General features: G+C 60.1%; 20 protein-coding genes and 6 pseudogenes. 15 read left to right on the forward strand and 11 right to left on the reverse strand.

The features are described from left to right. The first annotated feature begins 46 nt into the window (after positions 1–46). On the forward strand, positions 47–931 hold the full coding sequence (purU, locus tag AC5J09_RS00430; protein WP_494296547.1) for a formyltetrahydrofolate deformylase: 885 nt from the start codon (positions 47–49) through the stop codon (positions 929–931). A gap of 3 nt (positions 932–934) precedes the next feature. Further along, a pseudogene (locus AC5J09_RS00435) lies at positions 935–1,069 on the forward strand (bifunctional methylenetetrahydrofolate dehydrogenase/methenyltetrahydrofolate cyclohydrolase); the annotation flags it as partial. A gap of 359 nt (positions 1,070–1,428) precedes the next feature. Here the strand turns inward: AC5J09_RS00435 and AC5J09_RS00440 are convergent. The 3 genes and pseudogenes from AC5J09_RS00440 to AC5J09_RS00450 form a co-directional block, all read right to left on the reverse strand. Beyond that, the gene (locus tag AC5J09_RS00440) at positions 1,429–1,734 is read right to left on the reverse strand and encodes a hypothetical protein (RefSeq protein ID WP_494296548.1); all 306 of its coding nucleotides are present in this window, start codon (positions 1,732–1,734) and stop codon (positions 1,429–1,431) included. Between the two features lie 322 nt (positions 1,735–2,056). Continuing rightward, positions 2,057–2,286 (reverse strand): annotated as a pseudogene (locus tag AC5J09_RS00445) (ISL3 family transposase); the annotation flags it as partial. A gap of 58 nt (positions 2,287–2,344) precedes the next feature. Then, entirely contained in the window at positions 2,345–3,112 is a 768-nt protein-coding gene (locus tag AC5J09_RS00450) for an IclR family transcriptional regulator (RefSeq protein WP_494296549.1), read from the reverse strand. Positions 3,113–3,300: 188 nt separating this feature from the next. On the opposite strand from AC5J09_RS00450, the gene AC5J09_RS00455 reads away from it, so the two are divergent. The 8 genes from AC5J09_RS00455 to AC5J09_RS00490 all read left to right on the forward strand — a co-directional run bounded on the left by AC5J09_RS00455 (position 3,301) and on the right by AC5J09_RS00490 (position 12,686). Further along, complete coding sequence (locus AC5J09_RS00455; RefSeq protein WP_494296550.1) at positions 3,301–4,878, forward strand: ABC transporter substrate-binding protein; 1,578 nt, start codon at positions 3,301–3,303, stop codon at positions 4,876–4,878. Between the two features lie 61 nt (positions 4,879–4,939). Next, positions 4,940–5,794 carry an alpha/beta hydrolase family protein gene (locus AC5J09_RS00460; RefSeq protein ID WP_494296551.1) on the forward strand — a complete coding sequence of 285 codons (855 nt, stop codon included), beginning with the start codon at positions 4,940–4,942 and terminating at the stop codon, positions 5,792–5,794. Further along, entirely contained in the window at positions 5,791–7,401 is a 1,611-nt protein-coding gene (gene ggt / locus AC5J09_RS00465) for a gamma-glutamyltransferase (protein WP_494296552.1), read from the forward strand. Before AC5J09_RS00460 ends, ggt begins: the two co-directional genes overlap by 4 nt. Before the next feature lie 147 nt (positions 7,402–7,548). Next, complete coding sequence (locus AC5J09_RS00470; protein ID WP_494296553.1) at positions 7,549–8,523, forward strand: ABC transporter permease; 975 nt, start codon at positions 7,549–7,551, stop codon at positions 8,521–8,523. Positions 8,524–8,527: 4 nt separating this feature from the next. Continuing rightward, positions 8,528–9,442: an ABC transporter permease gene (locus AC5J09_RS00475; RefSeq protein ID WP_494296554.1), complete on the forward strand. Its 915-nt coding sequence runs from the start codon at positions 8,528–8,530 to the stop codon at positions 9,440–9,442. Then, positions 9,439–10,419 (forward strand): ABC transporter ATP-binding protein, encoded by a 981-nt coding sequence (locus AC5J09_RS00480; RefSeq protein WP_494296555.1) that lies wholly within the window; start codon positions 9,439–9,441, stop codon positions 10,417–10,419. Before AC5J09_RS00475 ends, AC5J09_RS00480 begins: the two co-directional genes overlap by 4 nt. Continuing rightward, positions 10,416–11,417, forward strand: a complete 1,002-nt coding sequence (locus AC5J09_RS00485; RefSeq protein ID WP_494296556.1) for an ABC transporter ATP-binding protein — start codon at positions 10,416–10,418, stop codon at positions 11,415–11,417. The genes AC5J09_RS00480 and AC5J09_RS00485 overlap by 4 nt, the downstream gene beginning before the upstream one ends. 72 nt (positions 11,418–11,489) lie before the next feature. After that, positions 11,490–12,686 carry a M20 metallopeptidase family protein gene (locus AC5J09_RS00490; RefSeq protein ID WP_494296557.1) on the forward strand — a complete coding sequence of 399 codons (1,197 nt, stop codon included), beginning with the start codon at positions 11,490–11,492 and terminating at the stop codon, positions 12,684–12,686. Between the two features lie 570 nt (positions 12,687–13,256). Here AC5J09_RS00490 and AC5J09_RS00495 read toward each other — a convergent pair. The 7 genes and pseudogenes from AC5J09_RS00495 to AC5J09_RS00525 all read right to left on the reverse strand — a co-directional run. After that, the gene (locus AC5J09_RS00495) at positions 13,257–13,616 is read right to left on the reverse strand and encodes a VOC family protein (RefSeq protein ID WP_494296558.1); all 360 of its coding nucleotides are present in this window, start codon (positions 13,614–13,616) and stop codon (positions 13,257–13,259) included. Positions 13,617–13,876: 260 nt separating this feature from the next. Next, positions 13,877–14,194, reverse strand: a complete 318-nt coding sequence (locus tag AC5J09_RS00500) for a DUF1476 domain-containing protein (RefSeq protein WP_494296559.1) — start codon at positions 14,192–14,194, stop codon at positions 13,877–13,879. A 248-nt stretch (positions 14,195–14,442) separates the two neighbouring features. Continuing rightward, on the reverse strand, positions 14,443–14,634 hold the full coding sequence (locus tag AC5J09_RS00505) for a hypothetical protein (protein ID WP_494296560.1): 192 nt from the start codon (positions 14,632–14,634) through the stop codon (positions 14,443–14,445). A 580-nt stretch (positions 14,635–15,214) separates the two neighbouring features. Continuing rightward, positions 15,215–15,526 (reverse strand): hypothetical protein, encoded by a 312-nt coding sequence (locus AC5J09_RS00510; protein ID WP_494296561.1) that lies wholly within the window; start codon positions 15,524–15,526, stop codon positions 15,215–15,217. A gap of 660 nt (positions 15,527–16,186) precedes the next feature. Continuing rightward, positions 16,187–17,378, reverse strand: a pseudogene (locus tag AC5J09_RS00515) (extracellular catalytic domain type 1 short-chain-length polyhydroxyalkanoate depolymerase). Between the two features lie 400 nt (positions 17,379–17,778). Then, positions 17,779–17,964 (reverse strand): annotated as a pseudogene (locus AC5J09_RS00520) (CorA family divalent cation transporter); the annotation flags it as partial. Between the two features lie 170 nt (positions 17,965–18,134). After that, a pseudogene (locus AC5J09_RS00525) lies at positions 18,135–18,407 on the reverse strand (alanine--glyoxylate aminotransferase family protein); the annotation flags it as partial. 237 nt (positions 18,408–18,644) lie between these two features. Here AC5J09_RS00525 and AC5J09_RS00530 point away from each other — a divergent pair. Further along, positions 18,645–20,381 (forward strand): methyl-accepting chemotaxis protein, encoded by a 1,737-nt coding sequence (locus AC5J09_RS00530; RefSeq protein WP_494296562.1) that lies wholly within the window; start codon positions 18,645–18,647, stop codon positions 20,379–20,381. A gap of 398 nt (positions 20,382–20,779) precedes the next feature. On the opposite strand, the gene AC5J09_RS00535 is transcribed toward AC5J09_RS00530, so the two are convergent. Continuing rightward, a complete protein-coding gene (locus tag AC5J09_RS00535) occupies positions 20,780–22,966 on the reverse strand; it encodes a putative bifunctional diguanylate cyclase/phosphodiesterase (RefSeq protein ID WP_494296563.1) in 2,187 nt (728 codons plus the stop codon). 937 nt (positions 22,967–23,903) lie between these two features. Between AC5J09_RS00535 and AC5J09_RS00540 the strand changes: the two are divergent. The 4 genes and pseudogenes from AC5J09_RS00540 to AC5J09_RS00555 all read left to right on the forward strand — a co-directional run. Beyond that, a pseudogene (locus AC5J09_RS00540) lies at positions 23,904–24,428 on the forward strand (exonuclease domain-containing protein); the annotation flags it as partial. A 196-nt stretch (positions 24,429–24,624) separates the two neighbouring features. Then, the gene (locus tag AC5J09_RS00545) at positions 24,625–25,194 is read left to right on the forward strand and encodes a hypothetical protein (protein ID WP_494296564.1); all 570 of its coding nucleotides are present in this window, start codon (positions 24,625–24,627) and stop codon (positions 25,192–25,194) included. Between the two features lie 181 nt (positions 25,195–25,375). Next, the gene (locus AC5J09_RS00550; RefSeq protein ID WP_338280483.1) at positions 25,376–25,846 is read left to right on the forward strand and encodes a transposase; all 471 of its coding nucleotides are present in this window, start codon (positions 25,376–25,378) and stop codon (positions 25,844–25,846) included. Between the two features lie 268 nt (positions 25,847–26,114). Continuing rightward, positions 26,115–26,717 (forward strand): hypothetical protein, encoded by a 603-nt coding sequence (locus AC5J09_RS00555; protein ID WP_494296565.1) that lies wholly within the window; start codon positions 26,115–26,117, stop codon positions 26,715–26,717. Positions 26,718–26,823: the final 106 nt, after the last annotated feature.

Here is a 26,823-nt window from a genome sequence, read left to right on the forward strand (position 1 = left end):
GTTCGCAGTGCGTCGCTCCTGCCTGATGTTTGAACAAAGGATTGCTATGACTTCCTATGTCCTGACCGTCACTTGCGAATCCACCCGCGGCATCGTCGCGGCAGTATCCGGATATCTTGCCGAAAAGGGCTGTAACATCGTCGACTCGTCGCAGTTCGACGACCTCGAAACGGGCCTGTTCTTCATGCGGCTGGCTTTCGTCAGCGAGCAAGGTGCGAAGGCGGAGGAGCTTCGCGAAGCGTTCGAACCGGTGGCAAAGCGTTTCGGCATGACGGCGGAAATCCGCGATACCGCAGAGCGGATGAAGGTGCTGCTCATGGTGTCGCGCTTCGGTCATTGCCTGAACGATCTTCTCTACCGCTGGAAGATCGGCGCCCTGCCGATCGACATCGTCGGGGTCGTCTCCAACCACTTCGACTACCAGAAGGTGGTCGTCAACCACGACATCCCCTTCCACTGCATCAAGGTGACGAAGGAGAACAAGCCCAAGGCCGAAGCCCAGCTGATGGACGTCGTCGAGCAGACCGGCGCCGAGCTGATCGTGCTGGCCCGCTACATGCAGGTGCTTTCCGATGCGCTCTGCAAGAAGATGTCGGGGAAGATCATCAACATCCACCACTCCTTCCTGCCGTCGTTCAAGGGGGCGAACCCCTACAAGCAGGCCTATGAGCGCGGCGTGAAGCTGATCGGCGCGACGGCACATTACGTCACCGCCGATCTCGACGAGGGACCGATCATCGAGCAGGATATCGCCCGCATCACCCATGCCCAGTCGGCCGAGGATTACGTCTCGATCGGCCGCGACGTCGAAAGCCAGGTGCTGGCCCGCGCCGTGCACGCCCATATCCACCACCGCTGCTTCATCAACGGCAACCGCGTCGTCGTCTTCCCGCCGAGCCCGGGTTCCTACGCGTCGGAACGGATGGGCTGATCCTTGGCGCAGTGTATCAATGGCAAGGCTGTTGCCGCTTCGGTCATCGAAACCATGAAATTCGCCACCAAGGCGCTGGAAAGCGAAGCGGGTGTGCGCGCGGGGCTCGCGGTGGTCATCGTTGGAGACGATCCGGCAGGGTAAGCTTCACGATATGAGATAAGCCTCCGGGGCATCCTGCGCCTTCGGCCTCAAGATAGGGGCGACGACGTGGCGCACTTACGCGGGGCGCATCCGCAAGCTGATTGCAGGCTATCCGACCCTGGAAGCGATCGCGACGGTACTATTTAAGGTGCTTGGTGTGATTGTGCATGAATTTGCAGGTTTTGAGCGCAAGCTGCGTGCCATCGCCCGCCAGGATGATAAACGCACAGCGGCTAATCACGACACTTGGCGTTGGTGTCCTGGTGGCGCTGACGTTTGTGGCGGCCGTCGATGCGCCGGAGCGGTTTCGCCACCCCCTGCGTATGGTCTCCGCAACATGGCAGCGCTAATTCTTAAATTCCGGATCCGTCGAGCTCTCGCTCGTCTTCGCCTTCCCAGGGTGAGGGCATCGAGGTGCGATCGAGATTGGCCGAGGGCATCGGCATCCAACACTTCAATTCCGGCTCGGCGTATTCGATGATGCGGCCAGGCGAGGAATCAGAGGCGCGCCAGCCATCTGCACCAAACTGATCGCCATTCGACCAATACACGAGGTCAACTTCTGCCGCCCCCTGCTCGGACGGGCGGATCGTAACCAGAATCCGACTGCCGTCTTTCGGCGCGCTTGCAATGTGGCGCCAGGGGCTTGGTTCGGCCATTATTTTTTCCTCCTGCCTTGCTGCAGGTCGCAAGTGTCGCCTCGCCATCTAGAACGGTCAACTCACACTTTGCACAGCCCATCGTCTATCACTGTTCGGCCAGGCTGGCGCTCCGAATTGAGGCGTACCATCGCTCCTCGGCGGTATTTCGTAGCGTGGATCCGCCAGCACATCAAATGCAATAGCGGCAAACCGGTCGACGTGCGCGAGCGAGGGGAACGCGGTTTAGCAGGGAAGATCTCAGTCGAGGGATCGGTCTCCGTATGTTCGGGTCTTGTGCCTTCAAGATCGGCAAATGTATCGTGTGGAATGCAGCGCAGTAGGCTAGCGCGGCATCCCGCTTCAGCTGCCGCAGGATCGTGTCGCCGCTGACCGGCATGCCCAGCCGTCGCACCCACGCTAGCCAGGAGTTCCGCCGGCGCTATGGCCGAGCAGACTAACAATCTCCGAGATCCTCCTTGTCCGGTGCGCATAAGGGGAAGCAATCGTCGGCGGTCGGTCGGTGAACGTTTGTCGGTCACAATTCTCATGTGTGCACCGCCAGCGCTCAATGCCAAGGGACGGTCGCATCGCAAGGTAAGATCGTCAACGGATTCTCGCCGTCGCAATTCTACCAGCCGAGCCCCTCGGATATCTTCCTTGCGGCGTTCTTCAGTAGGGCAATGTAACGCGAAATGTCGCTGTCCTGTGTCCGAAACGCTGGAGCGGCGATGTTCACGGCAGCGATGACCGAGCCGTCGAAGGCGAGCACTGGGACGGATACCGACACAAGCTGATCACTGACCTCGCCGCGGCTGACGCAATGACCGGCCTCGCGAACGCGTTTCAGCTCCGCCTCCAGCCTGGCGCGAGTCGTGATGGTCCGGGCGGTGAAGCGCTCGAGCTTCTCGGGAATCATCTGCGCCTGGACCTGCGGCGGTAGGTAGGCGAGTAGAACCTTGTAAGAACCGGCATGAAGCGGTCGGCGCCTTCCGATCATGGAATGCACCCGAAGATCCCGGGTCGGCTCGAACTTGGCGATGCAGAGCGACTCGCCGTTGTCGATGATCCTTAGCTGGGTCGTTTCATTTACCTTCTGCCCAAGCTCTTCCAGGATCGGGTTTGCGATTCTGACCAGGTCGACCTGGGTTGACGCGGCCGTGCCGAGCACGATCGCGGTGTTTCCGAGGCGATAGGTCCCGCTACTACTCTTCCTGACCAGTCCTCGTCGTTCCATTGTGCGTAACATTCGCAAGATTCTCGGCTTGGTTTCGCCAATGCTCCTCGCGATGTCGGCCAGCCGGCAGTCCGGATTCTTCGCGACGTCGAGCAGGACGTCGATGCAGACATCAACTGATTGAACAGTCGAGCTTTTTTCTTGTTTTTCATCATCGTCCATGGAGAGTTTCTTTCAGAATGGCCGCCAGATTCTGGGTCGAAAATGAACGTTACGACAAACGTAACACGCTCGTTTTCCGTTTGACAATGGGCATCCGGGAAACCTACGCTTTTTTCCAAGAGAGGCTCAGAACCGCTCGTAAGGCTGGCATCAGACCGGCAGGAAACCTCCAACTGGGATTTAGCAACATGACCGCAAACATATTGACGCGAGCAGCCGTCGCTCTGCTCGGCACGATCGCCATCCCTGCACTCGCCGCCGCGCAGGAGAAGACTCCCCTGACGATCGGCATGTCGACGACGCCCACCACCCTCGATCCGCATGAGGACAGCTCGGCGCCCAACAACGCGACGTCCCGGCATATCTGGGACAGTCTCGTCAACCTGACGGGCACGTCGGCCAACGCTCCGGAACTTGCCACCGAATGGGAGGCCCTCGATGACACGCACTGGGAATTCAAGCTGCGTGAGGGCGTGAAGTTTCATGACGGAAGTGAGTTCGACGCCAACGACGTCGTCACCTCGCTGCTGCGGGCCCGCGACAAGGCGAGCCAGGGTTTTGCGTCCTACACCCGCAACATCGCGAACGTGACCGCGAAGGACCCGCTCACCGTCATCGTCGAGACCAAGGTTCCCGATCCGCTGATCCTCAATTCGGTCAGCCGCATCCGCATCATCAGCGCCGACTGCAAGGACGCGCCGGTTCAGGACTTCGACAGCGGCAAGTGTGCGATCGGGACCGGGGCCTATTCCTTCGTCTCCTATACGCCGGGCGGCGACCTGACGATGAAGCGGAACGAGGATTATTTCGGCGGCGCGTCGCACTGGTCGAACGTCACCCTGCGCTTCCTGCCCGACGATGGCGCCCGGCTGGCGTCGCTCCTGTCGAATGAGATCGACATTATTGAAGCCCTTCCGGCAGACGGCATGGCGCGTGTTGAGGCGAGCGAAAACCTCCAGGTCATCAACGGCCAGTCCTCGCGCCTCGTCTATCTCGGCATGGATGTGAGCCGCGATGCCTCGCCCTTCATCAAGGCGACGAACGGTTCGGACCTCGGCAAGAACCCGCTCAAGGACATCCGCGTCCGCCAAGCCATGCTGATGTCGATCAATCGCCCTGCCATCGTTGACCGCGTCATGCAGAAGAACGGCACCGTCGCCGACCAGTTCGTCGCCGAAGGCTATGCCGGCCATAGCGACAAGGTCGAGAGCATTGCCTATGATCCGGCCGCCGCGAAGGCGCTCCTGGCAGAGGCGGGTTATCCGGACGGCTTCACCCTGACGCTGCACGGCCCCTCCGGCCGCTACGTCAAGGATGCCGAGGTGCTCCAGGCCGTCGGCCAGATGTTCACGCGCATCGGCATCCAGTCAAAGGTCGAGGTGATGCCCTGGGCCATGTATTCGGAGGCCTATGCGGAAGGCCAGTACAGCACTTATCTCGGCTCGTGGGGCGTCAACACCGGCGAGACGAGCAATCCGACGGTGGCGCTGGTCGCCACTCGCGACGAGGCGAAGGGAACCGGGCGCTACAATGGCGGCGGTGTGTCGGACCCGAAGATCGATGAGGTGCTCGCCCGCGCGAGCTCGACGCTTGACGAGGCGAAGCGCGTTCCGCTGCTGCAGGAGCTGTCGAAACAGACCTTCGACAATCTCTGGATCCTTCCCATGCACTACGAAAACGTCGTGCTCGGCGCCCGAAAGACGATCGCCTACACGCCGCGTGGCGATAAGTACACGCTCGCCTATGAAGTGAAGCCTGCAAATTGACGGCGGGCCCGGGGAGCGGTGTGAGGCGGCTCCCCCATTCTTGACTTTCCAGGAGACAATCATGCAGGAACTCGGAACGGGCGATGCCAATGCCCGGGCGAAGGCGATCTATGACTACGGACAGACGGCGATTTTCGCGTCGCAGGTCGACCCGCGCCTTCATATGCTGCTCTACGTCCCGCCGACGGCCGCCGATGGCCGCAAACTCGACCTTCTGGTCGCCGTGCACGGCACGGGCCGCACCTCGGCCATCGACTTCCGCGACGGTTTCGCCGAATTCGGCCTCTACAACGATTGCGCCATCCTGTGTCCGATCTTCCCCGTCGGCGTGCTCGGCGACGGCGCGCGCTCCGGTTACAAGTTCATCGAGGAAGGCGAAATCCGCTATGACCGCGTCGTTCTCGCCATGGTCGAGGAAGTCGCTACCAAATACGGACAGGACTGGTCGACCTTCGCCATGTTCGGCTTTTCCGGCGGCGGACATTTCACCCATCGCTTCGCCATCCTTCATCCGGAAAAGCTCTGGGCCGCGTCGATTGGCGCTCCCGGCTCGGTTACGCTTCTCGATCCGACGCGCGACTGGTGGGTCGGCATTCGTGACCTAGAGGCCCGTTTCGGCCGTCCGTTCCAGCAACAGGAACTTGCGAAAATCCCGGTGCAAATGGTCGTCGGCGACGCCGATCTGGAGACTTGGGAAATCACCCACCAGCCCGGCGGGCGGTATTACATCGAGGGCGCGAACGATGCCGGCGCGACGCGCCCCGAGCGTCTGGCGGCGCTTGCGAAATCGTTCCGCGATGCCGGCGTGAATGTGAGCTTCGAGCGCGTGCCGGGCGTCTCCCACGATCGGATCAAGGTGCTGGGCCACGTCAAGGCCTTCCTCGCAAAGGTATTGAAGGACCGTCGCGCAAGATGAGAAATGCAACCATTGTCGCGCCGCAGCCCGAGGCGGTGGAAGCGGGTGCTCATGTGCTCGAGCGCGGCGGCAACGCCATCGACGCCGCGCTCGCCTGCGCCTTCGTCCAGGGCGTTGTCGATCCGCAAATGGCAGGCATCGGCGGTTTCGGCTCCATGCATGTACACATGCCGAAGAAGGGTGTGCACGAGATCCTCGAATTCTACGCCCGCGCCCCCTTGAAGGCGACGCCGGACATGTGGCTGGGCGCGATCAAGCATCAGAGCCGGGATGGCTTCGGTTTCGTGCTGGAAGGCAATGTCTCTGACATCGGCTACCTTGCGGTCTGTACGCCCGGTTCCCTCAAGGGCTATGAGACGGCGCTCAGGGACTACGGCACGTTCGACTGGGAGGATCTCATCGCGCCGGCGATCCGCTATGCCCGCGACGGCTTCATGATCCGCAGCCACATGCACTGGTACTGGACCAAGGACCAGTCGAACGACGGCTTCGCCAACACGTTTGAAAAGCTGCGCTATTCCGCCACTGGCCGGCGCGTCTATTTCCATGAGGACGGAAATATCCGCAATGTCGGGGAAATGCTCGTCAACACGGATATGGCGCAGACGCTCGAACGCATCGCGCGCAGCGGCGGATCCGACATCTTCTACCATGGCGAGATCGCCGAGCAGATCGCTGAGGATTTCAAGACCAATGGCGGCTTGATCGACCGGCAGGATCTCGCCCGTTATGACCTGTCGCGGGTGAAGCCCGTCTGGGGCGAATATCGCGGACACCGCATCGCCACATCGCCTCCGCCGGGTTCCGGCTTCCCGATGCTCGAACTCCTGCACATCATGGAACAGTTCGACGTCGGCGCGATGCGGCACGGCAGCGCCGAGCACATCCGCGTTCTGTTCGAGGCCATGAAGCGGATGACGATCGACAAGGACGCCCATATGGGCGATCCCGCCCATGTCGAGGTGCCATACGAGAAGCTGTTGTCGCGCGATCATGCAGCCGCCCTGGCCGCATCGATCAAGGCCGGTGAAAGAGCCAATGTCTCGCGCCTCGACCGGTCGCAACGCGATACGACCCATATCTCGGTTATCGACAAGGACGGCAATGCGGTCGCCATGACCCACACGCTGGGCAGCCCGTCCGGCGCGATCACGGACGGCCTCGGCTTCATGTATAACGGCACCATGAGCCGCTTCAATCCGGTTCCGGGGAAGCCCGGTTCAATCGCTCCCGGAAAGCGCCGGCCGAGTTCCGCCGCGCCGACCATCGTCTTCAAGGACGAAGAACCCAGCATCGTGATCGGTGCGCCGGGTGGCAGCTATATCGCTCCGGCCGTCGCACAATGCCTGATGAACATGATCGACTTCGGCATGCCGGTGCTCGAGGCGGTCGTCGCGCCCCGAATCGTCGGCGTGTCGAACACCATCGACATCTGCAACCGCATCCGCCATTCGGTCGAGGACGAACTGCGCGCGGAGGGGTATCAAGTGGCCCGCTCGCCCCAGACCTACGCCTTCGCGGCGGTCCACGCGATCAGGATCGAAAACGGCATTTCCAAGGGAGCCGCCGATCCGCAACGCGACGGGATGGCGATCTCTGTCCCCTAGATCACGACGATTTTAGCTCGGATCGACCTAAAATTATGAGGGTGATCGATTCTATTGGGTTAGAGCGGCGTGCGGGCGGAAAGCCGCTTTTAGCGAAATCGCTTCGGCATTGGACAATGCGGTAAAAACAGGGTCCCGGAGAAGGCAATGGTCACATCGATAATCAGGCGGTTGATCCAGGCGGTGTTCGTCGTCGTCGCGATGACGGTGATCGTGTTCATCGGCGTGAACGTGATCGGCAATCCGGTGGATATCCTGATCAACCCCGATGCCAATCAGGCCGAGCGCGCCCGTGTGATTGCTCATTATGGCCTCGATCAGCCGCTCTGGCGGCAATATGTCCTGTTCCTGCAAGGTCTGCTGCACGGTGATTTCGGCGACAGCTTCGTCTATGGCCGGCCGGCCATGGGGCTCATTCTGGAACGGCTGCCGGCAACGCTCGAACTGGCGATCTCGGCTTTGGCGATCGCGCTCGTCGTCGGCCTGCCGCTCGGTCTTTACGCCGGTCTCTATCCGAACCGGGTCTCGTCGAGGCTGATCATGAGCGGCTCGATCCTCGGGTTTTCACTGCCGACATTCTGGGTCGGCCTGATGCTGATCATGGTCTTCTCGGTCGAACTGGGCTGGCTGCCGACCAACGGGCGCGGCCCGACGCTGGAGCTGTTCGGCGTGCAATGGTCGTTTCTGACCGGCGAGGGGATCAGGCATCTCCTCCTGCCCGCCTTCAACCTCGCTCTGTTCAAGACGTCCCTCATCCTGCGGCTAACGCGCGCCGGGGTGCAGGAGGTCCTGCCCCAGGATTATGTCAAGTTCGCCCGGGCGAAGGGTCTGCGCGAGCGCCGGGTGATCGCCGTACACGTGCTCAAGAACCTGATGATCCCCGTCGTGACGATCATCGGCCTCGAATTCGGCTCGCTCATCGCCTTTTCGGTGGTCACCGAAAGCATCTTCGCCTGGCCGGGCATGGGCAAGCTGATCATCGACTCGATCAACCTGCTCGATCGGCCCGTCATCGTCGCCTACCTGATGATGATGGTCCTCCTCTTCGTCGTCCTGAACTTCATCATCGACGTCTGTTACACCATCCTGGACCCGCGGGTCCGGCTGGATTCAAAGGCTTAGACGCATGGCCGAACACAATATGCAAGAGACGGACAAAGCGCTTCCGGAACCCGGCCGCCTTTCCAAGAACCTAGCCGATTTCTTCGCCTCGCCGGCGGCGGCGATCGGCTTCATCACCCTCCTCGTCATCTGTTGCCTGGCGCTCCTTGCACCCTGGATATCGCCGCAGAACCCCTACGACCTGATGCAGTTGGACATTATGGACGGGCGCCTGGCGCCGGGTTCGGAGTCCATGACCGGCTTCGTCTATCACCTCGGCACCGACAGTCAGGGCCGCGACATCCTGTCCGGCATCCTCTATGGCCTTCGCACGTCGCTGCTGGTCGGCGTGCTCTCTGCCTTCGCGGCCGCCATCATCGGAACGACGGCGGGGCTGTTTGCCGCCTATATGGGACGGCGGACGGAAATCGTGATCATGCGTCTGGTCGACTTGCAGCTGTCGTTCCCGACTATCCTGATGGCTCTGATGATGCTGGCGGTCCTCGGCAAGGGCGTGCTCAATGTCGTCATCGCGCTGATCATCGCCGAATGGGCAACCTATGCCCGCACCGTCCGCGCCACCGCCCTCGTCGAGCGGGAGAAGGAATATATCGAGGCCGCGCGCATGCTCCGCTTGCCGGGCTGGCGCATTCTCTTTCGGCATCTGCTGCCGAACTGTCTCGCCCCCGTGATCGTGATCGCGACCATGCAGGTGGCGCGCGCCATCGGCCTTGAGGCGACGCTGTCCTTCCTCGGTCTCGGCGCCTCCGTCACCGAACCCTCGCTCGGCATGCTGATCTCGACCGGGTACCAGTATCTGCTGACGGGCCTCTACTGGATTAGCTTCTTCCCCGGAATTGCGCTCCTGGTCACCATCGTCGCCATCAATCTGGTCGGCGATCGCCTCCGCGACGTGCTCAACCCGAGGAACGCATCATGACCGCGCTCTTGCAGGTACGCAATCTGGTCACCGAGTTCGGCGGCGGCAAGGGGCGGTCCGGCATCCGGGCTGTCAACGATGTGTCCTTTTCCGTTGAACGCGGCCGCGTGCTCGGCCTCGTGGGCGAGTCCGGCTCCGGAAAATCCGTTACCGGTTTTTCGATCATCCGGCTTCTGGAGCGGCCCGGCCGCATTGCCTCGGGCGAGATCCTCTTCGACGGCGTGGATATCAGCCGGAACTCGGAAGAGGAGATGCGTCGTCTCCGCGGCAAGCGGATCGCGATGGTGTTCCAGGACCCCACGATGACGCTCAACCCCGTTCTGTCGGTCGGCACGCAGATGATCGAGGCCGTGCTCGCCCATGAGAGCGTGTCGAAGGGTATCGCCCGGCAGCGCGCCCGGGACGCCTTGGGCCTTGTCGGCATCCCGAGCGCCGAGGAGCGGCTCGCGGCCTATCCCCACCAGTTTTCCGGAGGCATGCGCCAGCGGGTGGCCATTGCCATCGCCCTCCTGCACAGGCCGGACCTCATCATCGCTGACGAACCGACGACGGCGCTTGACGTGACGATCCAGAGTCAGATCATCGCAGAGTTCCAGAAGCTCACCGAGGGGGCAGGGACTGCGGTGATCTGGATCACCCACGACCTCGCCATCGTTTCGCGGCTGGCCGACGACATTGCCGTCATGTATGCCGGCCGGCTGGTGGAGACCGGCCCCGTCACCGAAGTTCTGAACGATCCCCGCCATCCCTACACCGCGGGCCTGATCGCCTCCGTTCCGTCGCAGAACGAACGCGGGGAGCGCTTGCGCCAGATCAACGGCATGACGCCAGCCCTCAACCGCCTTCCGCAGGGCTGCAGCTTCCGCACGCGCTGCGGGTGGGCGGACGGGGGCTGTCTCGTCATGCCGGAGCTGGCACCTGCGGGCGACCGATCCTTCCGCTGCATCCATCCAGTGACGAAAGTATCAGCATCATGAAGGCTGCCGAGACCCCCTTGATCGAGGCCAGGACCATAACGCAGCGTTTCGGCGCTAGGCCGGACCTTGCCGCGAGGATCGCCCTTAGCCTGAAGCTGGCAAAGCCCGCCCCGGTCGTTCATGCGCTGGATGGCGTCAGCCTGAGCATCCGCAGCGGCGAGGTCGTCGGCCTCGTCGGAGAGAGCGGCTGCGGAAAATCGACTCTCGGCCGTGTCATCGCGGGGGTCGCCGCGCCGACCCACGGTAGTGTCTTCTGGCAAGGCGTGGACCGCAGGACGATGTCCGCTCCAGCGCAGAAGGAGGCCCGCCTCGCCACGCAGATGATCTTCCAGAACCCGATGGCCGCCCTCAATCCGCGCATGACGATCGAGGAGCTCGTCTGGGAAGCGCCGAAGACGCACGGCCTGGCAAGCGCGGCGGAACGCGCCTCCTACGTGGACAACTACCTGACGCTGGCCGGCTTCGACCCGTCCATGAAGACGCGCTATCCGCACCAGTTCTCGGGCGGTCAGCGCCAGCGGGTCAACATCGCGCGGGCGCTGGCCGTGCAGCCGAAGTTCCTCGTCTGCGACGAAAGCGTCGCCGCCCTCGACGTCTCCATACAGGCTCAGGTGATCAACCTGTTTATGGACCTGCGCGACCGGCTGGACCTGACCTACCTATTCGTCAGCCATGATCTCGGCGTGGTGGAGCACATTTCCGACCGCGTCGCGATCATGTATCTTGGCCGGATCGTCGAGGAAGCGCCCGTCGAGGATGTCTTCAGACGTCCAAACCATCCTTATACGAAGGCCCTCCTAACGGAAGTTCCCCGCATTGAAACGGGCAAACGGCGTTTCGAGGCCGTGAAAGGCGAACTTCCCAGCCCGCTCGATCCGCCCAAGGGCTGCCATTTCCATCCCCGTTGTCCGTTCGCCATGGAGCGCTGTCGCGTGGAAGTCCCGGTCCGCAAAGAAGTGGCGCCGAAACACCTGTCGGCCTGTCATCTGAACGGTTGACCGGCGCCGGAAGCGCTCGATCAGAACGCGGTCGCATCCACAAAATTCAACCCGAGAGGCAGGAGATCAGCCGTGCCCGAGAAGCTTTCCCACTCCGGCATCAATGACGTGGCGTCGCTGATTGCGGCGATCGTCGATGAAAACGAGGCGCGTTTCATCGGTATCCGCAGGCGCATCCACGAATATCCCGAAATCGCCTTCGAGGAGGTACGGACGGCTGCCCTCGTCGCGGAGACCCTGGCAAGCCTCGGGATCGAGCATCAGACCGGCATCGGTCGCACCGGAGTCGTCGGGCACATCCGCGGCAAGAGGCCCGGTCCCACCCTGCTGATCCGGGCGGACATGGACGCCCTGCCGATGCAGGAGGAGACGGGGCTTGCCTTTGCGAGCAAGATCCCGAACCGCATGCATGCCTGTGGCCACGATCTCCACACCGCGACGGTCCTCGCCGTCGGCGCCGTGCTGAAGCGCCTGGAGGACCGGCTGGCGGGCAACGTCCGCCTTATCTTTCAGCCGGCGGAGGAGGCCGTCGGCGGCGCCAAGGAAATGATCGCCGACGGAGTGATGGACGGCGTCGACATGGCGCTGAGCCTGCATAACCGGCCCGAAATACCCGTCGGCCAGTTCGGCATCGTTCACGGCTATGCGAATGCCGCGGTCGATTCATTCGACATCACTGTGCATGGCAAGGGCGGTCATGCGGCCCGTCCCTATGCCGCCGTCGATCCGATCGTCGTCGCGGCCCAGCTGATCGGCCAGTTGCAGACCATTGTGTCGCGGGATGTGCGGGCGCTCGACGCCTGTGTGGTGACAGTTGGCTCAATCCATGCCGGCGAGGCCCGCAACATCATCCCCGAGCGGTGCGAACTGAAGGGAACCGTACGCAGCCGGCAGCCGGAGGCGCGCGATGCGGCGGAGGCCGGTCTGCGCCGGCTCTGCGAGGGCGTCGGGTTGAGCTTCAGGGCGGGCTGCGAGCTTGCCTATAGGCGCGGCACACCGCCCATCTTCAACGATGCGGGCATGCTCCAGCGCACCGTGAGCGCGATCAATGCGCAGCTCGGCGATGTGGCCTTCGACTTTGAACCGAGCATGGGAGGTGAGGATTTTGCGCTGATTGCGCAAATGGTCCCGTCGTTCCGGCTGCTCGTCGGCTCCTCCCAGCCGGGCCGGTCGGACAAGGTGCATAATCCGGACTATCAGCCCGATGAGCGATCGATCGCCTTCGGAACGCTGGCTCTGGCGCGAACCGCGGTCGATTTCCTGAGCTGACTAGCCATTCCAGATTGCTGCGAGATGTTCACGTTCAGTGCCCAAGCATAATGTATGAACGGGAATTGCTCGTCGAATCTGGCACTGGGAGAGGCGCCGCCCGGTCGGACGGGAGAACGAGCGTCCACATTTGGTGGGTCAGTCCTCCGATCTCTGAGCTGCTGTGACCCACCCGCGATGAACTCTCGTCAACCGCAAGCTGTTGGCGCAGATGCTTGCAGTCGAGCAACAGTGTGGCGACCGTTTCCCGGGGAACTTCATCGTGCGAGGCGAGCAAGTAATCCTCGGAATTTAAGGCGGAGTGATTTCGGACTGAGATGCCGGCTTGAGTCCGCACGGGGGTCGAAATCACGCTGCTGAAAAGCGGTTTCGTTTCCGACGTCGCCAATTTTCACTCCTTGCTGCGATAACGTCCTGCCGGCAAGAATTTTCCACCTAGCTGTATAGTTTTCACACAGCCTCGGTCGAAGGAAGAGACTAGACCGCGCCGAGAGCGCTGATTAGCTCGTTAACCATCCCGCTGAGTTCGTCCATCGTCCCCGCTGAGTCGCCGCAAAAATAAGTGTGCTATCACTCCTTCGTCGGCTCCCAGAGCTCGACCGGATTGCCTTCGGGATCGTGAATGCGCGCAAAGCGTCCGACTTCTGAGTTCCACTCGGCCCGAGTTTCCACCGCAATCCCGCTTGCTTTCAGTTCTGCGATGAGGCCTTCGAGATCATCGACGCGGAAGTTGATCATCCACTGCTGTTCTGCTCGTCCAAAATAGTCGGTATTCTCAGAGAACGGCCCAAAAATTGTTGTCCCTGCCTCTTGCAGCCATACGGACTTGTGCAGGTCGTCAATCCCAAGATGCTTCTCGTACCACTCGGCGAGCCCAACCGGGTCCGTCGCCCTGAAGAACACACCACCAATTCCAACGACCTTCGGCATGGGATTCTCCTTAATCCTAGTCTAGGACGGGACAATGCTGATGCAGGTACTCACATGCAACTCGAAGATCAAGCTTGACGCGACGTTCGCTTTGTCGGGTACCAATGACTGCAAGGGGTCGAAGGGAGGCGTTCTTCACGAGCCCAGACAACGGCACGTTGCGAGGGGATCACGTTCTGGGCCAGAATGATCGCATAATTTGTCGATCGGAACGGCGCTGCTGTTCGTGCCACGGGGGATTTTGTCGGGTTGAGCGTTGCTCAGTCGTTCTTGATTTGCTCGACTGCAGCCGCGAGCAGTTCATCCATGATTCTGCGGATCTGAGTATCTGAGAGGACCACGCCGGCCACATCGAAATCGGTGCGCACCTTGCGGAACACATCATTGTCTCCTACCTCTTCGAAGTCTGCCTGCACCACCTCCTTGGCATAGGTGTCGGCATCCGTGCCCGTTTTGCCGAGCTTTTCGGCGGCCCACAGGCCGAACAATTTGTTGCGTCGGGCCATGGCCTTGAACTTGGTTTCCTCGTCCATCGCGAACTTTTTTTCGAAGCCTTCCTGGCGATCTCTAATGCTCACGGCTTAACCTCCCGGTTCCGGTACGATTTCCGACGTGCACGATATCCACCGGATCACGGAGCTCGTCGGAACCGAGGATGGCGCGGTTGGACGACACTCGCAAGTCCTGATCGTGTCAGCCGGTGGACGCAAGCTCGCGGCAATCCTTGCGGGGCGACTGCGAAGTGGGCGCGACCCAGAGCACGTCAGGTTTACCGAGTGCTTGAAGACCGACCGATATTGGCGCTGCCCGCAGGGCGGCGGATGGTTCAAATGTTATTGCACATGTCCCACCGCGGCAGAGGGTATGCGTCGGCTTCGTAAAACGTCCACACCTGCTGACCGTTGTAACGGGCGTCTTCGACCTCGAGGACGAAGCCGCGGAGCATGGACGCCGGCATATCCTCGATCGCAAAGCGAAGTGTTTCAAAGACTGAATCAAAGACGTGGGCGGGTTCCATGCGACGATCTCCTGGCAACGGCCTTGGGCATATCGGTAACGGCTGAAGCCGTGGAAGATCCGCTTCGGGCAGATGTCCTCAATCAGGCTGTGATCTGCTGCAGGTTATCTTCTCGGGAAACCTGTAACGGCCGACGAGAGAGCGAAAGCGCTCATGGAAAAGGCCCTCGTCTGCGCCTGGGACGAATAAACGACTATTAGCATTTCTCAGCCGCTGATACCCCGGGCTCGTTAAATGTTTTGGGCCTGGAAGAGTCGTCACACATCATGTCGCGGACATGAGGAAACAGCGCCGTGCACAAGTGCGGCGTCATGAATACGGCCAGAGCGTCAAAGTATCCCCATGACGACGAACAGGCCGTCCCGATCGATCAGGCAGATTGCCGTCACGCCGAAGCCCGGGACGGTGATCAGGTCGGGAAGTGACAGCATCACGAAACCGAAGCTCGCCTCTCCCGCTGAGGCAAGGGCATCGCCGATCGTCAGGCCACCGCGGTCGCGTGGTGTGTCGGCAATTCTTGTAAGCGCAGCCGAGGCGATGCCCCGCGGCTTAGCTGCTGCGCCAAACTCTGGGTCCGTGATCAGGCTTCGCCGTCCTGGTCATTCTTTGTCTGAAAAACTTGGATGAGGGTAGAACAATTCGGGTCGCCCGCGTCGAGAAGCTGAACCGGCGAGGTCCATCCGATGGCGACGCCCAACGCCGTGGCGACAGCCCAACCGGGTTCCTCCCCGGCGCGTTGCAGAAGCCGCCGCCCATGTGAATCGACACACTGCCGAGACTGCTGGATTGCCTCAACTGGAACATTAGCGCGCTCCAAGCGCGTGCTGATCTCCGCCTGAAGCGGGTCAACGATGAAAAGAGCAAACAGCCAAGCTGTGATGTCCGAGATCACGAAAATCCTCGTATAGGGTTCGGCAGGATGTCGGAAAATGGTCCGACATCGCGAAAAGTGCCGAGGATTTCGCCAGAGGGGCCCGGACCAGGGGAGCGTCTAATGTGGGTTGCGTTGCCCGGCATTCAAGTCTCACGGGCGGCCGATTGGCCAATCGATCACCTAGCGTCGTCTATCCTTGACCGCTCTTTCCGCCGCGTTGAGCCGAACATCGCGTGCCGTGCCCGGCGACAAGACGAAGGGGACGATAGTTTGACTTACATCAAGGCGACAGGGATCGAGGATCGACGTGCTATTTTGACGGACAGTGCTCAAGAAAACCGAGCCGGCGTGCCAGCTGCCGATTTGGTGTCTCAACGACGTCACCGCTTTTGGGCTGCCGAGCAGGGATTTCCCGCACTACCGATTTCCTCCTGCCGCGGATCCGCAATTCGGAAGTGATGTCGTGCCTGCTCGCCAGGCAACAAAAAAGGCCGGGCAAACCCGACCTTCCTCACGTCGCTTCAATTCCAGTGCCAGTACATCCGTGGTCAAAAGTCTCAAGCGTCTTGCGGCCCCGAGAACATCCTCAGACGCTCACCAGCAAGGCCGATGTGCAAACGTATAGAGGCAGATTGTGTTCGCAACGAGGTGATCATATCCGCTGACGCGAAGATCTTGTTACCGCATCAGACCCGCCGCTCGAAGCGCGTCGTTTATGACCTTGGCGATCCTGCCGTCCGAAGCAGTGCCGACCGTGGTCGCCCGCGATCTGGCGTAGCGCAATGCCCTTTCTATCGTGGATGCCGCGACCTCGGGTTCTTCCCGCCGGACAAAATTGCCGGCTGTCTCAGCCTCTTCGACGTCTGCCTCCGTAGCCAGACCCCATGAACGTGCGATACGCACGGTCGAGGAAATTCCCGCCTCAAGCATATGCGGACCGGCTCTCCCAATCGCGACATCGCTGCTCGTCGCCAGAGGAACACCGTGGCCCATCCCTTTGACGAAATAGGTCTCCACGACCTGCCTACCATCCGCGTCGAGCCAGAACTCTGCGGCTATGGCCATGTATCAACTCGCTCCGCGTTGGCTCCGTGGCGAGGCCGTGAACGCCGGACCATTGCTTGACGATCTGGTCCGCGTTCCTGGGTCGGACCGTCTGGTCATGCGTCCCGTGCCAGATCGAAATCGAAGGCCAGAGCCCCTTATGGTTCGATGCGCTCTTGAGTACGGACTGAAGCCCGGAGACAGTCGGCGGATTGCGGCCTTGCATACGCTCGAACGCCTCAGCGACCGTGCCTGCCACACCATAAGGCAGCCCGCTGATGATTGCGCCGCCCGCAAATATGTCGGGATAGGTCGACAGCATGACGTTCGCCATTGCGCCGCCTGCTGACAGGCCTGTGACAAAGATGCGCTTGGGATCGATGCCTTGCGACTGGACGAGATGGCCGATCATCTGCCGGATGGACAACGCCTCTCCGGCATCCCGCATGATGTCGCCTGGCTCGAACCAGTTGAAGCAGAGGTTGGCGTTGTTCGATCGCTGCTGCTCGGGATAGAGCACCGCAAATCCGCGTCGGTCTGCGAGTTGAGACCAGCCGGATCCAGTTGCATAACCCTCTGCTGTCTGTGTGCAGCCATGCAGCGCAACCACAAGCGGGGCGTCGGGGGCCATGATCGACGGCAGAAACAGCCACGCCTTCAATGTTCCGGGATTTGAGCCAAACCCGGCGATTTCGACCAAGCGGTGATTTTGTGGGGGCTTGTTGAGCAATGCCGTCTCCTCGGCCGCCAATTGGGCCTGAACTGTTGATGTGGGGACGAATGCTGCGTCGCACAATGGGATTCTCAGGTTAATTCGCGTGCCCATTTTTCTGAGGCCTTACAGGCGGTGCAAATTCCAATGGACAGCAGAGCCGCCGACAAAATCAGGGGCCGGGATGCCATGCACCCCGCGGATTATCTCACGACGGACAAGCCTCCATGGCCACAGGGCATGGAGGCCGCGCAGCGAAGAAGGGCAGGTCGCGCCGCCGTTTCCTCCGAAAGATGACCGGAGCGCCTGACATCATCTGCGAGTTTGGCTCACGATCCTGACCTACCGCGATGGCGGCTGCAACATGCAAGATTACCCCCTGCAGCGTTGCCAAGCACCTTGGAGAGGCGGTGGTTGCCTCGATCTGGCGTGAGCCAAGGCGGGCGTACCTCCGACTAGGAGCTACGCCCACTCGCATGTAAGGCCAGTCGACCGACGCCCATCTCCGGCTTCTTCAGAGCCAGCCGCGCCTCTTGAAATACAGGAACGGCATAACGGCCGAAAGAATCATCAAGCCGATCGCGAACGGATAGCCGATCTGCCATTGGAGTTCCGGCATCACATCAAAGTTCATGCCGTAAATCGGGGCGACGAGAGTCGGCGGGAGAAATACGACCGCCGCCACGGAGAAGATCTTGATGGTCATGTCGGCATTGCCGACGGAGCAGATGGTCCGTACGCATTACTAAGTCAGCAACCGCTCAGACGCTGGCATTCAATTCTGACAGCTCACACACGCTATCGCCGCCCACGCACCCGGTGAACCCCGATTGCGTCAACGACAGTTCCGGCGTGGTGGCCCGGTATTCCCTACGGCAGAACTGCCGCGATCGCCCGGCCCAGACGGTCGACATTCTCGATCCGACAAGTCTCACCCATAAGTCCGATTCGCCAGATGCGCCCCGCGAGCGGCCCGAGTCCTCCGCCGATCCCTATCCCGAACTCGTCGAGCAGGCGTCTGCGCGCGGGCGCGTCCTCCACGCCTTCCGAGAGCCAAACCGTATTCAGCTGCGGCAGCCGGTGCTCCTTGTCGAAAACGAAGCCGACGCCCAGCCGCCGGCCCGGCAGCTCATCTTGGGCGGAGATGCACGATTCGCTTGAAGTGCGAAGGCACATATTCCAGCACTTCGCGCTCACTCGTCTTGGTGGTCACCTATGGCGGCAGTTACACCCGCAGGAGTGCGCTCATTTCGTATGCGTTGTTTAGAATATTCACATATCCTAAATACATGCATCCTAGGATTCTCCCATCAGGAAGTTGCGTGCTGTGATCCATGGCATGGACCTTTCGTCCGTAGATGCACCGATTTGGAGGAGCACATGTTTGCATTTGGTGCCGGCGCTGACGCGAAGGCAATTCTCGACGCAATGAGCAAGTCTCAGGCAATCATCGAGTTCAAGCTCGACGGCACGATTATAACCGCGAACGAGAACTTCTGCCGTGCGCTCGGCTACCAGTTGGGGGAAATCGTCGACAAGCATCATCGAATGTTCGTCGATCCGACCGAGGCTGCGACGGCTGACTACAGAAATTTCTGGGCGAGGCTCGCATGTGGTGAGTACGATCGGCGCCAATATAAACGCATTTCAAAGGACGGCACTGAGATTTGGATTGAAGCATCCTACAATCCAATCTTTAGGGGCGGTAAGCCCTACAAGGTTGTTAAGTTCGCCACCGACATCACGACCCAGAAGCGGAGGGCTGCCGAAGACAGTGGCAAGCTCAACGCAATTTCCCGTGCTCAGGCTGTCATAGAATTCACACCTAAAGGCGACATCCTAACCGCGAACGAAAACTTCCTGACGACCATGGGATATCAGCTCTCTGAAATTCAGGGCAAGCACCATTCCATTTTCTGCGAGCCGAGCTACACCAACACCAAAACGTATAGCCAGTTCTGGGACAAGCTGGCCGGTGGTGAGTTCGTTTCGGATGAGTTCATGCGGCTTGGGAAGGGCGGCAAGAGGGTGTTCATCCAAGCAACCTATAATCCAATCTTCGACATGAACGGCAACATTTTCAAAGTCGTGAAATTTGCGACCGACATCACGGCCCGGGTGGGCAATGTCGACCAACTGGCTGGCGCACTGAACGCCCTGGCCGAGGGGGATCTGACGCAGTCGATCGCAGTGCCGTTCCTGCCAGCTCTCGACAAGTTGCGGGTAGACTTCAACGGGGCTTCCTCTAAGCTCCGCTCGACTTTGCAGACAGTTTCCGAGAACGCCGGCGCAATCGCTTCCGCCTCCCAACAGATCCAGTCTGCCTCGAATGATCTGTCGAAGCGCACCGAGCAACAGGCCGCATCGGTGGAAGAGACGGCGGCCGCTCTCGAAGAAATCACTACAACCGTCAGCGACTCAAGCCACCGTGCTCAGGAGGCCGGAAAACTGGTCCGCAGGACGAAAGAGAATGCAGAGCACTCGGGCGATGTCGTCGGCCAGGCGGTTGAAGCCATGGGCAAGATCGAAAAGTCCGCCAGTGAGATTGCCAACATCATCGGCGTGATTGACGAGATCGCTTTCCAGACCAACCTTTTGGCGCTCAACGCCGGTGTCGAAGCAGCGCGTGCGGGAGAAGCCGGCAAGGGCTTTGCAGTTGTCGCACAGGAAGTTCGGGAACTGGCCCAGCGTTCAGCCAAGGCTGCAAAAGAGATCAAGGAGTTGATCAACGCATCCAATGAGCACGTGAAGAGCGGGGTCGCGTTGGTGGGCAATACTGGAAAGGCTCTGCAGGAGATGGTGACCCAGGTTATGCAGGTTGACGGCAATGTAGAGGCTATCGTCGTAGCTTCCAAGGAGCAGGCAACTGGTCTCAAGGAAATCAATACCGCCGTCAACACGATAGATCAGGGCACACAGCAAAATGCCGCTATGGTCGAGGAGACTTCGGCGGCAGCTTGCAGCCTCGCGCGAGAAGCAGAGAAACTATTCGAACTTTTAGGGCAGTTCAACGTCGGAACAGGGGTCGGTGCCCACCGTACCGCGCCGACAGCAGTCAACGAGCAATCCCGACCCGTGGCGTCCGCGGCTGGTCGCATGACAGCCATGGTGGCGTAGGCCTTTAACGGCAACGCTGCAGTTAAAGCTGGTGAAACGAGTACCGATTTCTCAGCTACCGCATCGTTATGCAAAACGGCTCGTTTGACAACATTTTCAAACGAGCCGACATAGTGGCCTTCGCGGACACCGCTTACGGATGCTGCTCTTCGTTCGCGTAACCGGTCTCTTAGCTCCTCTGACGCATGCACGGCTTCATAACCGCACTTTCGTAATGCACCAACGCCCAGCAGTCGGAGCACTCGGCGAAACGGGTTCGTTGCACACTCCTATCAGACGGCGATTCCCGGCCGAGGAGCACGAATGATTGAGGGTCAATGGCGCCTTTGCAGCCCGGCAGACAATCACGCTGCGACCCCCGCCAAAGGCGCATACCAACCGGAATTGAACGTAACAGCTCAGCGACTGCTGTGACTCGCGCAGCAGCTCGCCGCGGCTGCGCAATAGATTGCCGTAACTTCATCGGCACTCACCGGTCTACTGAAGAGGTATCCCTGAAGTTGGTCGCAACCCGACAGGCGCACGGCCGTCGCCTGCTGTTCCGTCTCGACACCCTCGGCCGTGACAGGGATCTGCAGCGCATTGGCGAGCGCCACCGTTGCCTGAAGGACGGCTCCGGCATTTTGATCGACCTTCAGCGCCGCCACCAGCGAGCGATCCACTTTCATACGGTCGAACCCAAAACGCCGAAGCGATCCGATGCTGGCATATCCAGCACCGAAATCGTCCAATGCAACTTTGATGCCGATCTTCTTCAACCCGTCGATTGCGCGACGGGCCTGTTCTGGATTGGAAATTAGCACACCCTCCGTCACCTCGATCGTCAGCCGGTGGGGGTCAAAACCCGCATCTCTAATTGCGGCTGTGACCTGCTCGACGAATCGCGGGTTCTTAAGCTGCAGCGGAGAAATATTAACTCCGAGATTCAGCGCCGGCCACGCCGCGGCGGCGTTCAGCGCCGTCGTCAATACCTGCATGCCGAGCAAATCAATCATGCCGGCGCGCTCAGCAATCTGGATGAACACGTTGGGACCGATGGCGGTCCCGTCCTCCCTACGCCAGCGCGCTAGCGCCTCCACGCCGGTCACCGCGCCGGAGCGAGCATCGATTAGTGGTTGGAATAGAACCGATATACCACCCTTCAACAGCGTGGTGCGCAACTGGCTTTCTAGGTCCGCCTGTTGGAGGGCGTCATCGTCAAAGCTGTTGTGGAAGTCGATAGTCATGCCGCGGCCGAGGTCTTTCGCACGGTAAAGTGCGATGTCGGCGCGGCGCATGAGTTCGGCGATCTGCACCGAGCCGAGCGCAGATACCGCGACGCCAATGCTACAGCCAATCTCGATCGATCGTCCGTCAATCTCGAATACGCTCGCCAAGGCTTCTTGAAGCCGCCCGCCGAAGCTTGGGGCGAGCTCAGCACCAAGTTCGTTAATTGTCACCACCGCGAATTCGTCGCCGCCCAGGCGAGCAGCAAATGCGTCCTTCGGCAAGGTGTCGCGCAGCCGGTGGGCAACAGCAACAATGAGGGCGTCTCCAACCGCGTGCCCCCAGACGTCGTTGACCGCCTTGAATCCGTCCAGATCGATGAAATGGAGCTTCACCTGCTTCCCGTTCAGTCTTAGGGGGTCGGAAACAGCAGCAAACTTCTCGAGTAGACCTGCGCGGTTCAAGAGGCCCGTCAGAGGATCATGCAGGGCGCGTCGGCGCGAAGCGAGTTCGCTTTTGCGCAGATTGCGAATCGTTATGCCACCCGCGAATCCGATGGAACAGAGAAACAGAACTAAAATCGCGCCTGCGGTTCGTAGGTCTCCGTCGACTTTCTCGTAGCTTTTTGTGCCTGGGGCCATCGAAGGCCAGGTGAAATAGGCGACATCGTCGGACGACACACCTTTCAGGGCAACGGCCAATCGTCCCGCAGCAGGCTTCAACTCAAGACGCAGGTCCGCAATTGCGAAACTGTTGGACACCTCGGCCACGACGGCCGGGGTAATCAGCTTTGCGAACACGAGCACATAGAAATCTCCCGGAACGAGCGACTCATCGCGTTCGAACGGTTGGATCGCGGCCGCGCCGATTAGTTCGGTTCCGGCGGAGGAGCGTGCGAAATGCACAGGAACTTCGTCGGACATTCTCACCCGTCTCGCCGCGTCGAGCAATGTCTGGAAATCGTCAATAAATTCGCCCGGCATAACGCCCATAGGAACGCCTTTACGGTACGCGACAACCGGCAGATTCTCGCTATCGACAACGATAACGGTGTCATAAAGAGGGTAGTCGGCGGAGGTCGACGCCCAATTCTCGATAATCCAGTCGGCGCGCGTGTCGGCGTTCACCTCGGCATAGGCATCGTCCCAGTACGCGTTGTCGCGCAAGGTCGCCGCCATCTGCTTGCGAAGCGCCTGCACCGCTCCCGAAGTTGCTTGCAGGGCTCTTTGGTCATCGATGTCATCGGCGGTCGTCGTGAGGGTAGCGATGGAGCCCGCAACCAATCCGGCGAGTGCGGCTGCGACCAAGATAAACACAGCAGCGACGAGCAGCACCAATAGCTGTGTCTGGCGGCTTTCCGAGAGTGTATTCCTGTGCATGGGATGATACCTGCGGGGGATTATTCTAAAAATTCCTCGGTCCGTCGGCCGGGAAGCAGGAGGCATCATGCCCGCGCTGCGCGCTGCGTCGTGAACGTACATGCTGCTACGCTAATGGAGGCTTAACGTCTTCCTCGAGGGAGGTTCTGCCTCAACCGGAGGCGCCTCTGCGGTGATCAGCGCACCGATTTAAGGAAGGGGTTGATGGCGAGCCTAAGACGGCCATATTTCTCTTGCCGACGGAGCCAAGCTAAACAGGTGTTTCCGGACGTGCCCGATTTGCTGCCTGATGAAGAATCCGAACCGCTCTGAGCGATAGCGGCAGATGGCATCGCGAGGAAAATGTCGGCGACTACCAGCTGTCTGTGTGCCATCTGCGTTGTCCTTTCTTAGCGCGCGAAAGCGTAGCGCCAAATTCGGCCCGCATGGGTTATGTTCCGCTTTCAATCGGCCGGGATCCGATTTTCGCGAACCTACGGCGCAGAGTCGCGCTTTGCAGCGCTCGTCAGGTGGGCCCGGTCCGCATCTTGCGTCACCGTCAACACCAGCGGCAAAGACTGTCGAGCCGATGCCGCCTTAAGAAGTCGCCGAACCCGGAAAGATGTACCATCTCCCAGGTGGTGTGTGGACTCGCAGAGGCTTCGTGTCGTGAGGTTGGTTCGGTTCAACGTCACTGCGACCAATCTTGCCGCCTCTTTGGTTTTTCCTACGGTTCACCGGTTCGCTCAACGGGCAGGTATTTCGGCCAGAAGGAAGGTGATGCTGGGGAGGTTGTTCCCTTTTCGACAGATTTCCGGGGAGTTTGGCTTGAATGTCCTGTTTTGCCCCTCCTTCGCATTGCCAGCGTCTCACTCGGTTTCTATCCTGACGCCTGATCCGCACCCGTTGGTGCGCCAAAGCCGAAGGAAACTGGAGGCCGATGGCATCTCAGCTCGATATGTTTCCCTCGCCGTGTGAGCCAGGCGATGATATTTTCGTGAAGCTGCCACCGCCCCTGAAACTGCGGTATCGGAGGCGCCTCGATGACGAGAGCATGGCCCAGTTGCTGGAGGAGCGCGGCAGCGATCGCGTGCTGCGCAAGCTTGTCGGTCGCGAGATCGTCGCGACTCCGCGGCCGGGGTATCCGCGCGTTGGCGTGATCGTTGACACCGAGACGACCGGCCTCGACCACCGGAAGGACGAGATCATCGAAATCGGCGCAGTCGCGTTTACCTTCGATGACGAGGGCCATATCGGCGACGTCACAGGTCTTTTCGGCGGCCTGCAGAAGCCGACTGTCCCGATCCCGCCTGAAATCACCCGCCTCACAGAAATTACCGATGAGATGGTTGCCGGGCAGATGATTGATGTCGGCTTGCTTGGAGCATTGATCGATCCCGCCGACCTCGTAATCGCCCACAATGCCCGCTTCGGTCGTCCCTTTTGCCAGGCGTTCTCCAGCATTTCGGAGATCTATCAGTGGGAAGAGGCCGACCCACCCCTAAAAAGGCTGACGGCGTTTGATCGATACAAGGCGTGATCCGGATGGCATTGACGAGTATGCCACGGCAAGCAGTTTGCGCAGGCTCGTTACCGCGACGGCGGTGCAGTCTCGAAAGGTGTGAGGAAGGGACAGCGGCAGCAGGATCACCGTCCGGCGTGCTCAAGGTCGGATCACTATGAAATCACCATGGAAATTCATTGCCCAACTGACGTCGCGTCGAGCGTCGGCGAAAGCGCAGGACAGTTCGACTGGCAATGACACCGATCCCAAGGCCCTCGAGAGCGACGTGGTGCATACGTCCGCACTGCTACCCAGTTCGAAGCTAGTTGATCAAGAGTCGAGTGCATCCGATAAGGCGAAAGGTGGTGACAGTGTTGCGCAGGTAATAAGACCGCCGATCGATGATGCACAAGCTCACGCACCGGCGCGTCGTGAAGCTGACAATACGGTTGGCGAAGAGCCTTCGTTGGTACAAAAAAACGCGGTAAGCACAAAGTCTCAAACGAAAGCACGGATAAAACGACGAGAACGTGGGGAGAATGCCAACGCGCAGGTGGCTGCACAGATCCCTGTCACCGCAACGGATCATCTAAGCGTTCAACTCCCGTCTTCACGGGATCTGTTCTTTGATGAAGTGGCAACACTCGATGCAGAAATCAAAATGCTGAGGAACCAGCTCGCTCAAAAGCTTCGTCTGCAGAACGTTCAGCTCAAGAAGATGCTCGAGCGCTTCGATGTTTCGTGAGCGTAGCGACGCTCCGAGTCACGTCATTGAGACGACAGCTCGTAGCCTTACTCCCCGTTGATCGGCACATTGCTGGCATAAGCCTAATATCAACCATCCGTAAAGCAGAACTCTTTTGCTTGAGTTGACTCTGTGGTGCTCTAAGCAGAAAACAGGCAATGACCACAGGAGGAAATTGTTGATGGCTGACGAAAGTAACACGGGACCGATTGCTGCAACTGAAGCGGCGAACGCAGAAGTGAAAGCACCGACGACCAAGAAGCAGAGGTCGGCACGGCGTCCAAAGACGGCTGCCGAACCAGTGCAAGCTTCATCAAAGGCGTTGGCCGCGAAACCCAGGAGGTATAGCGAACAGGAGAAGAGCGAGAAGCTCAAGCTGATTGAGACGCAAGTCCAAGGCAACAGTACCCTCAAAGACGCTATCAAGAGCGCCGGCATATCGGAGCAAACCTACTATCATTGGAAAGGCGCTGCGAAGGCCGTCAAGCAAAACGACACTAAGGGTATTAAGGGCACCAGGCCCGTGCCGGCCGGCGATGAGTTGGCAGACCTTGTCCAACTCGAAGAGGAGAACCAAAGGCTCCGCAAGCTACTGGCGGAGAAGCTGCGGGCGGAAAACGCCGAACTGCGCAAAAGACTTGAGCTGGATTGACTTTAAATTGCAGGCGTTGGTTCTTCAGCGGCCATCCGGTCCTGCGGTACGCCGGAAATAATTTCTCGATAGACCGGGCATAGCCGCGAATAGACCCCTTGGACGGCTAGTGGCACGCACGTAAGCTGCGAAGTTGGCGACGCGAAGGACGCGGCGCCGCTTCGGGTGCCGGGCAGTTGAACTGTGCCGGGAGGAGCTGTATTTGTCCGCCAACAGTAGCGCCGGTCGGCGTTGTTCCTTTTACGGCACTCAGGAATCGAGAGAGTATATGAAAACGCCACAGCGGAGTTTCGTTGTCGAGTTCAAGTCGGGGCGGCGACAGCCAAAGACTCGGACGAATTCCATCTGGGGGGACACTGACCTTAAGGCAGTGGCCCGCGAAGTAGAAGACAAGGTCCCGCATCTTTTCAAGTCAGATGAAGCACCCGGAACTCCTGAAGCAGATGACGCGGCTCCAACCGCTCCCGTGACTGCGAATTTCGCGAACGAATCCGCAGGCGATGACCTTTCTGACCAAGCAGCGCCAGCGTCGGCCGACGGTACGGAAATTGAAATCGCGAAGCAGCATGAGTCCGATTGTCCGGCTACCGAAGCTGTTGCGCAAGTGCAGGACAGTCAGCAGACATCGCAGCCGACAACAACATCAAAACGCACACCCCGAAAGCGCGTCGGCCGGCGCCCTACCCACGCGACTACGCATAGCTCAATGGCCGCACTCGAGGATCCCAAGACTGCCGCGGATCCGATCTCGTTCGACGAAGTGGCCGCCCTTGATGCTGAAAACAAGCGGCTTAAGCGGCTGTTGGCCGAACAACTTCAGAGACAAAACCTGCAGCTCAAGAAGATGCTTGAGCGGTTCGAAGTCACCTGAAGACACCATGACATGGTTGCGAAGGGTTGGGGGCGTAGATGCCGGTAGCTCCGGCTCAAGCTTAGCAAAACCAGGCGTTGGTGAGCGGCGCCACACAGGGTATTTC

It is taken from the genome of Sinorhizobium sp. (assembly GCF_059070375.1).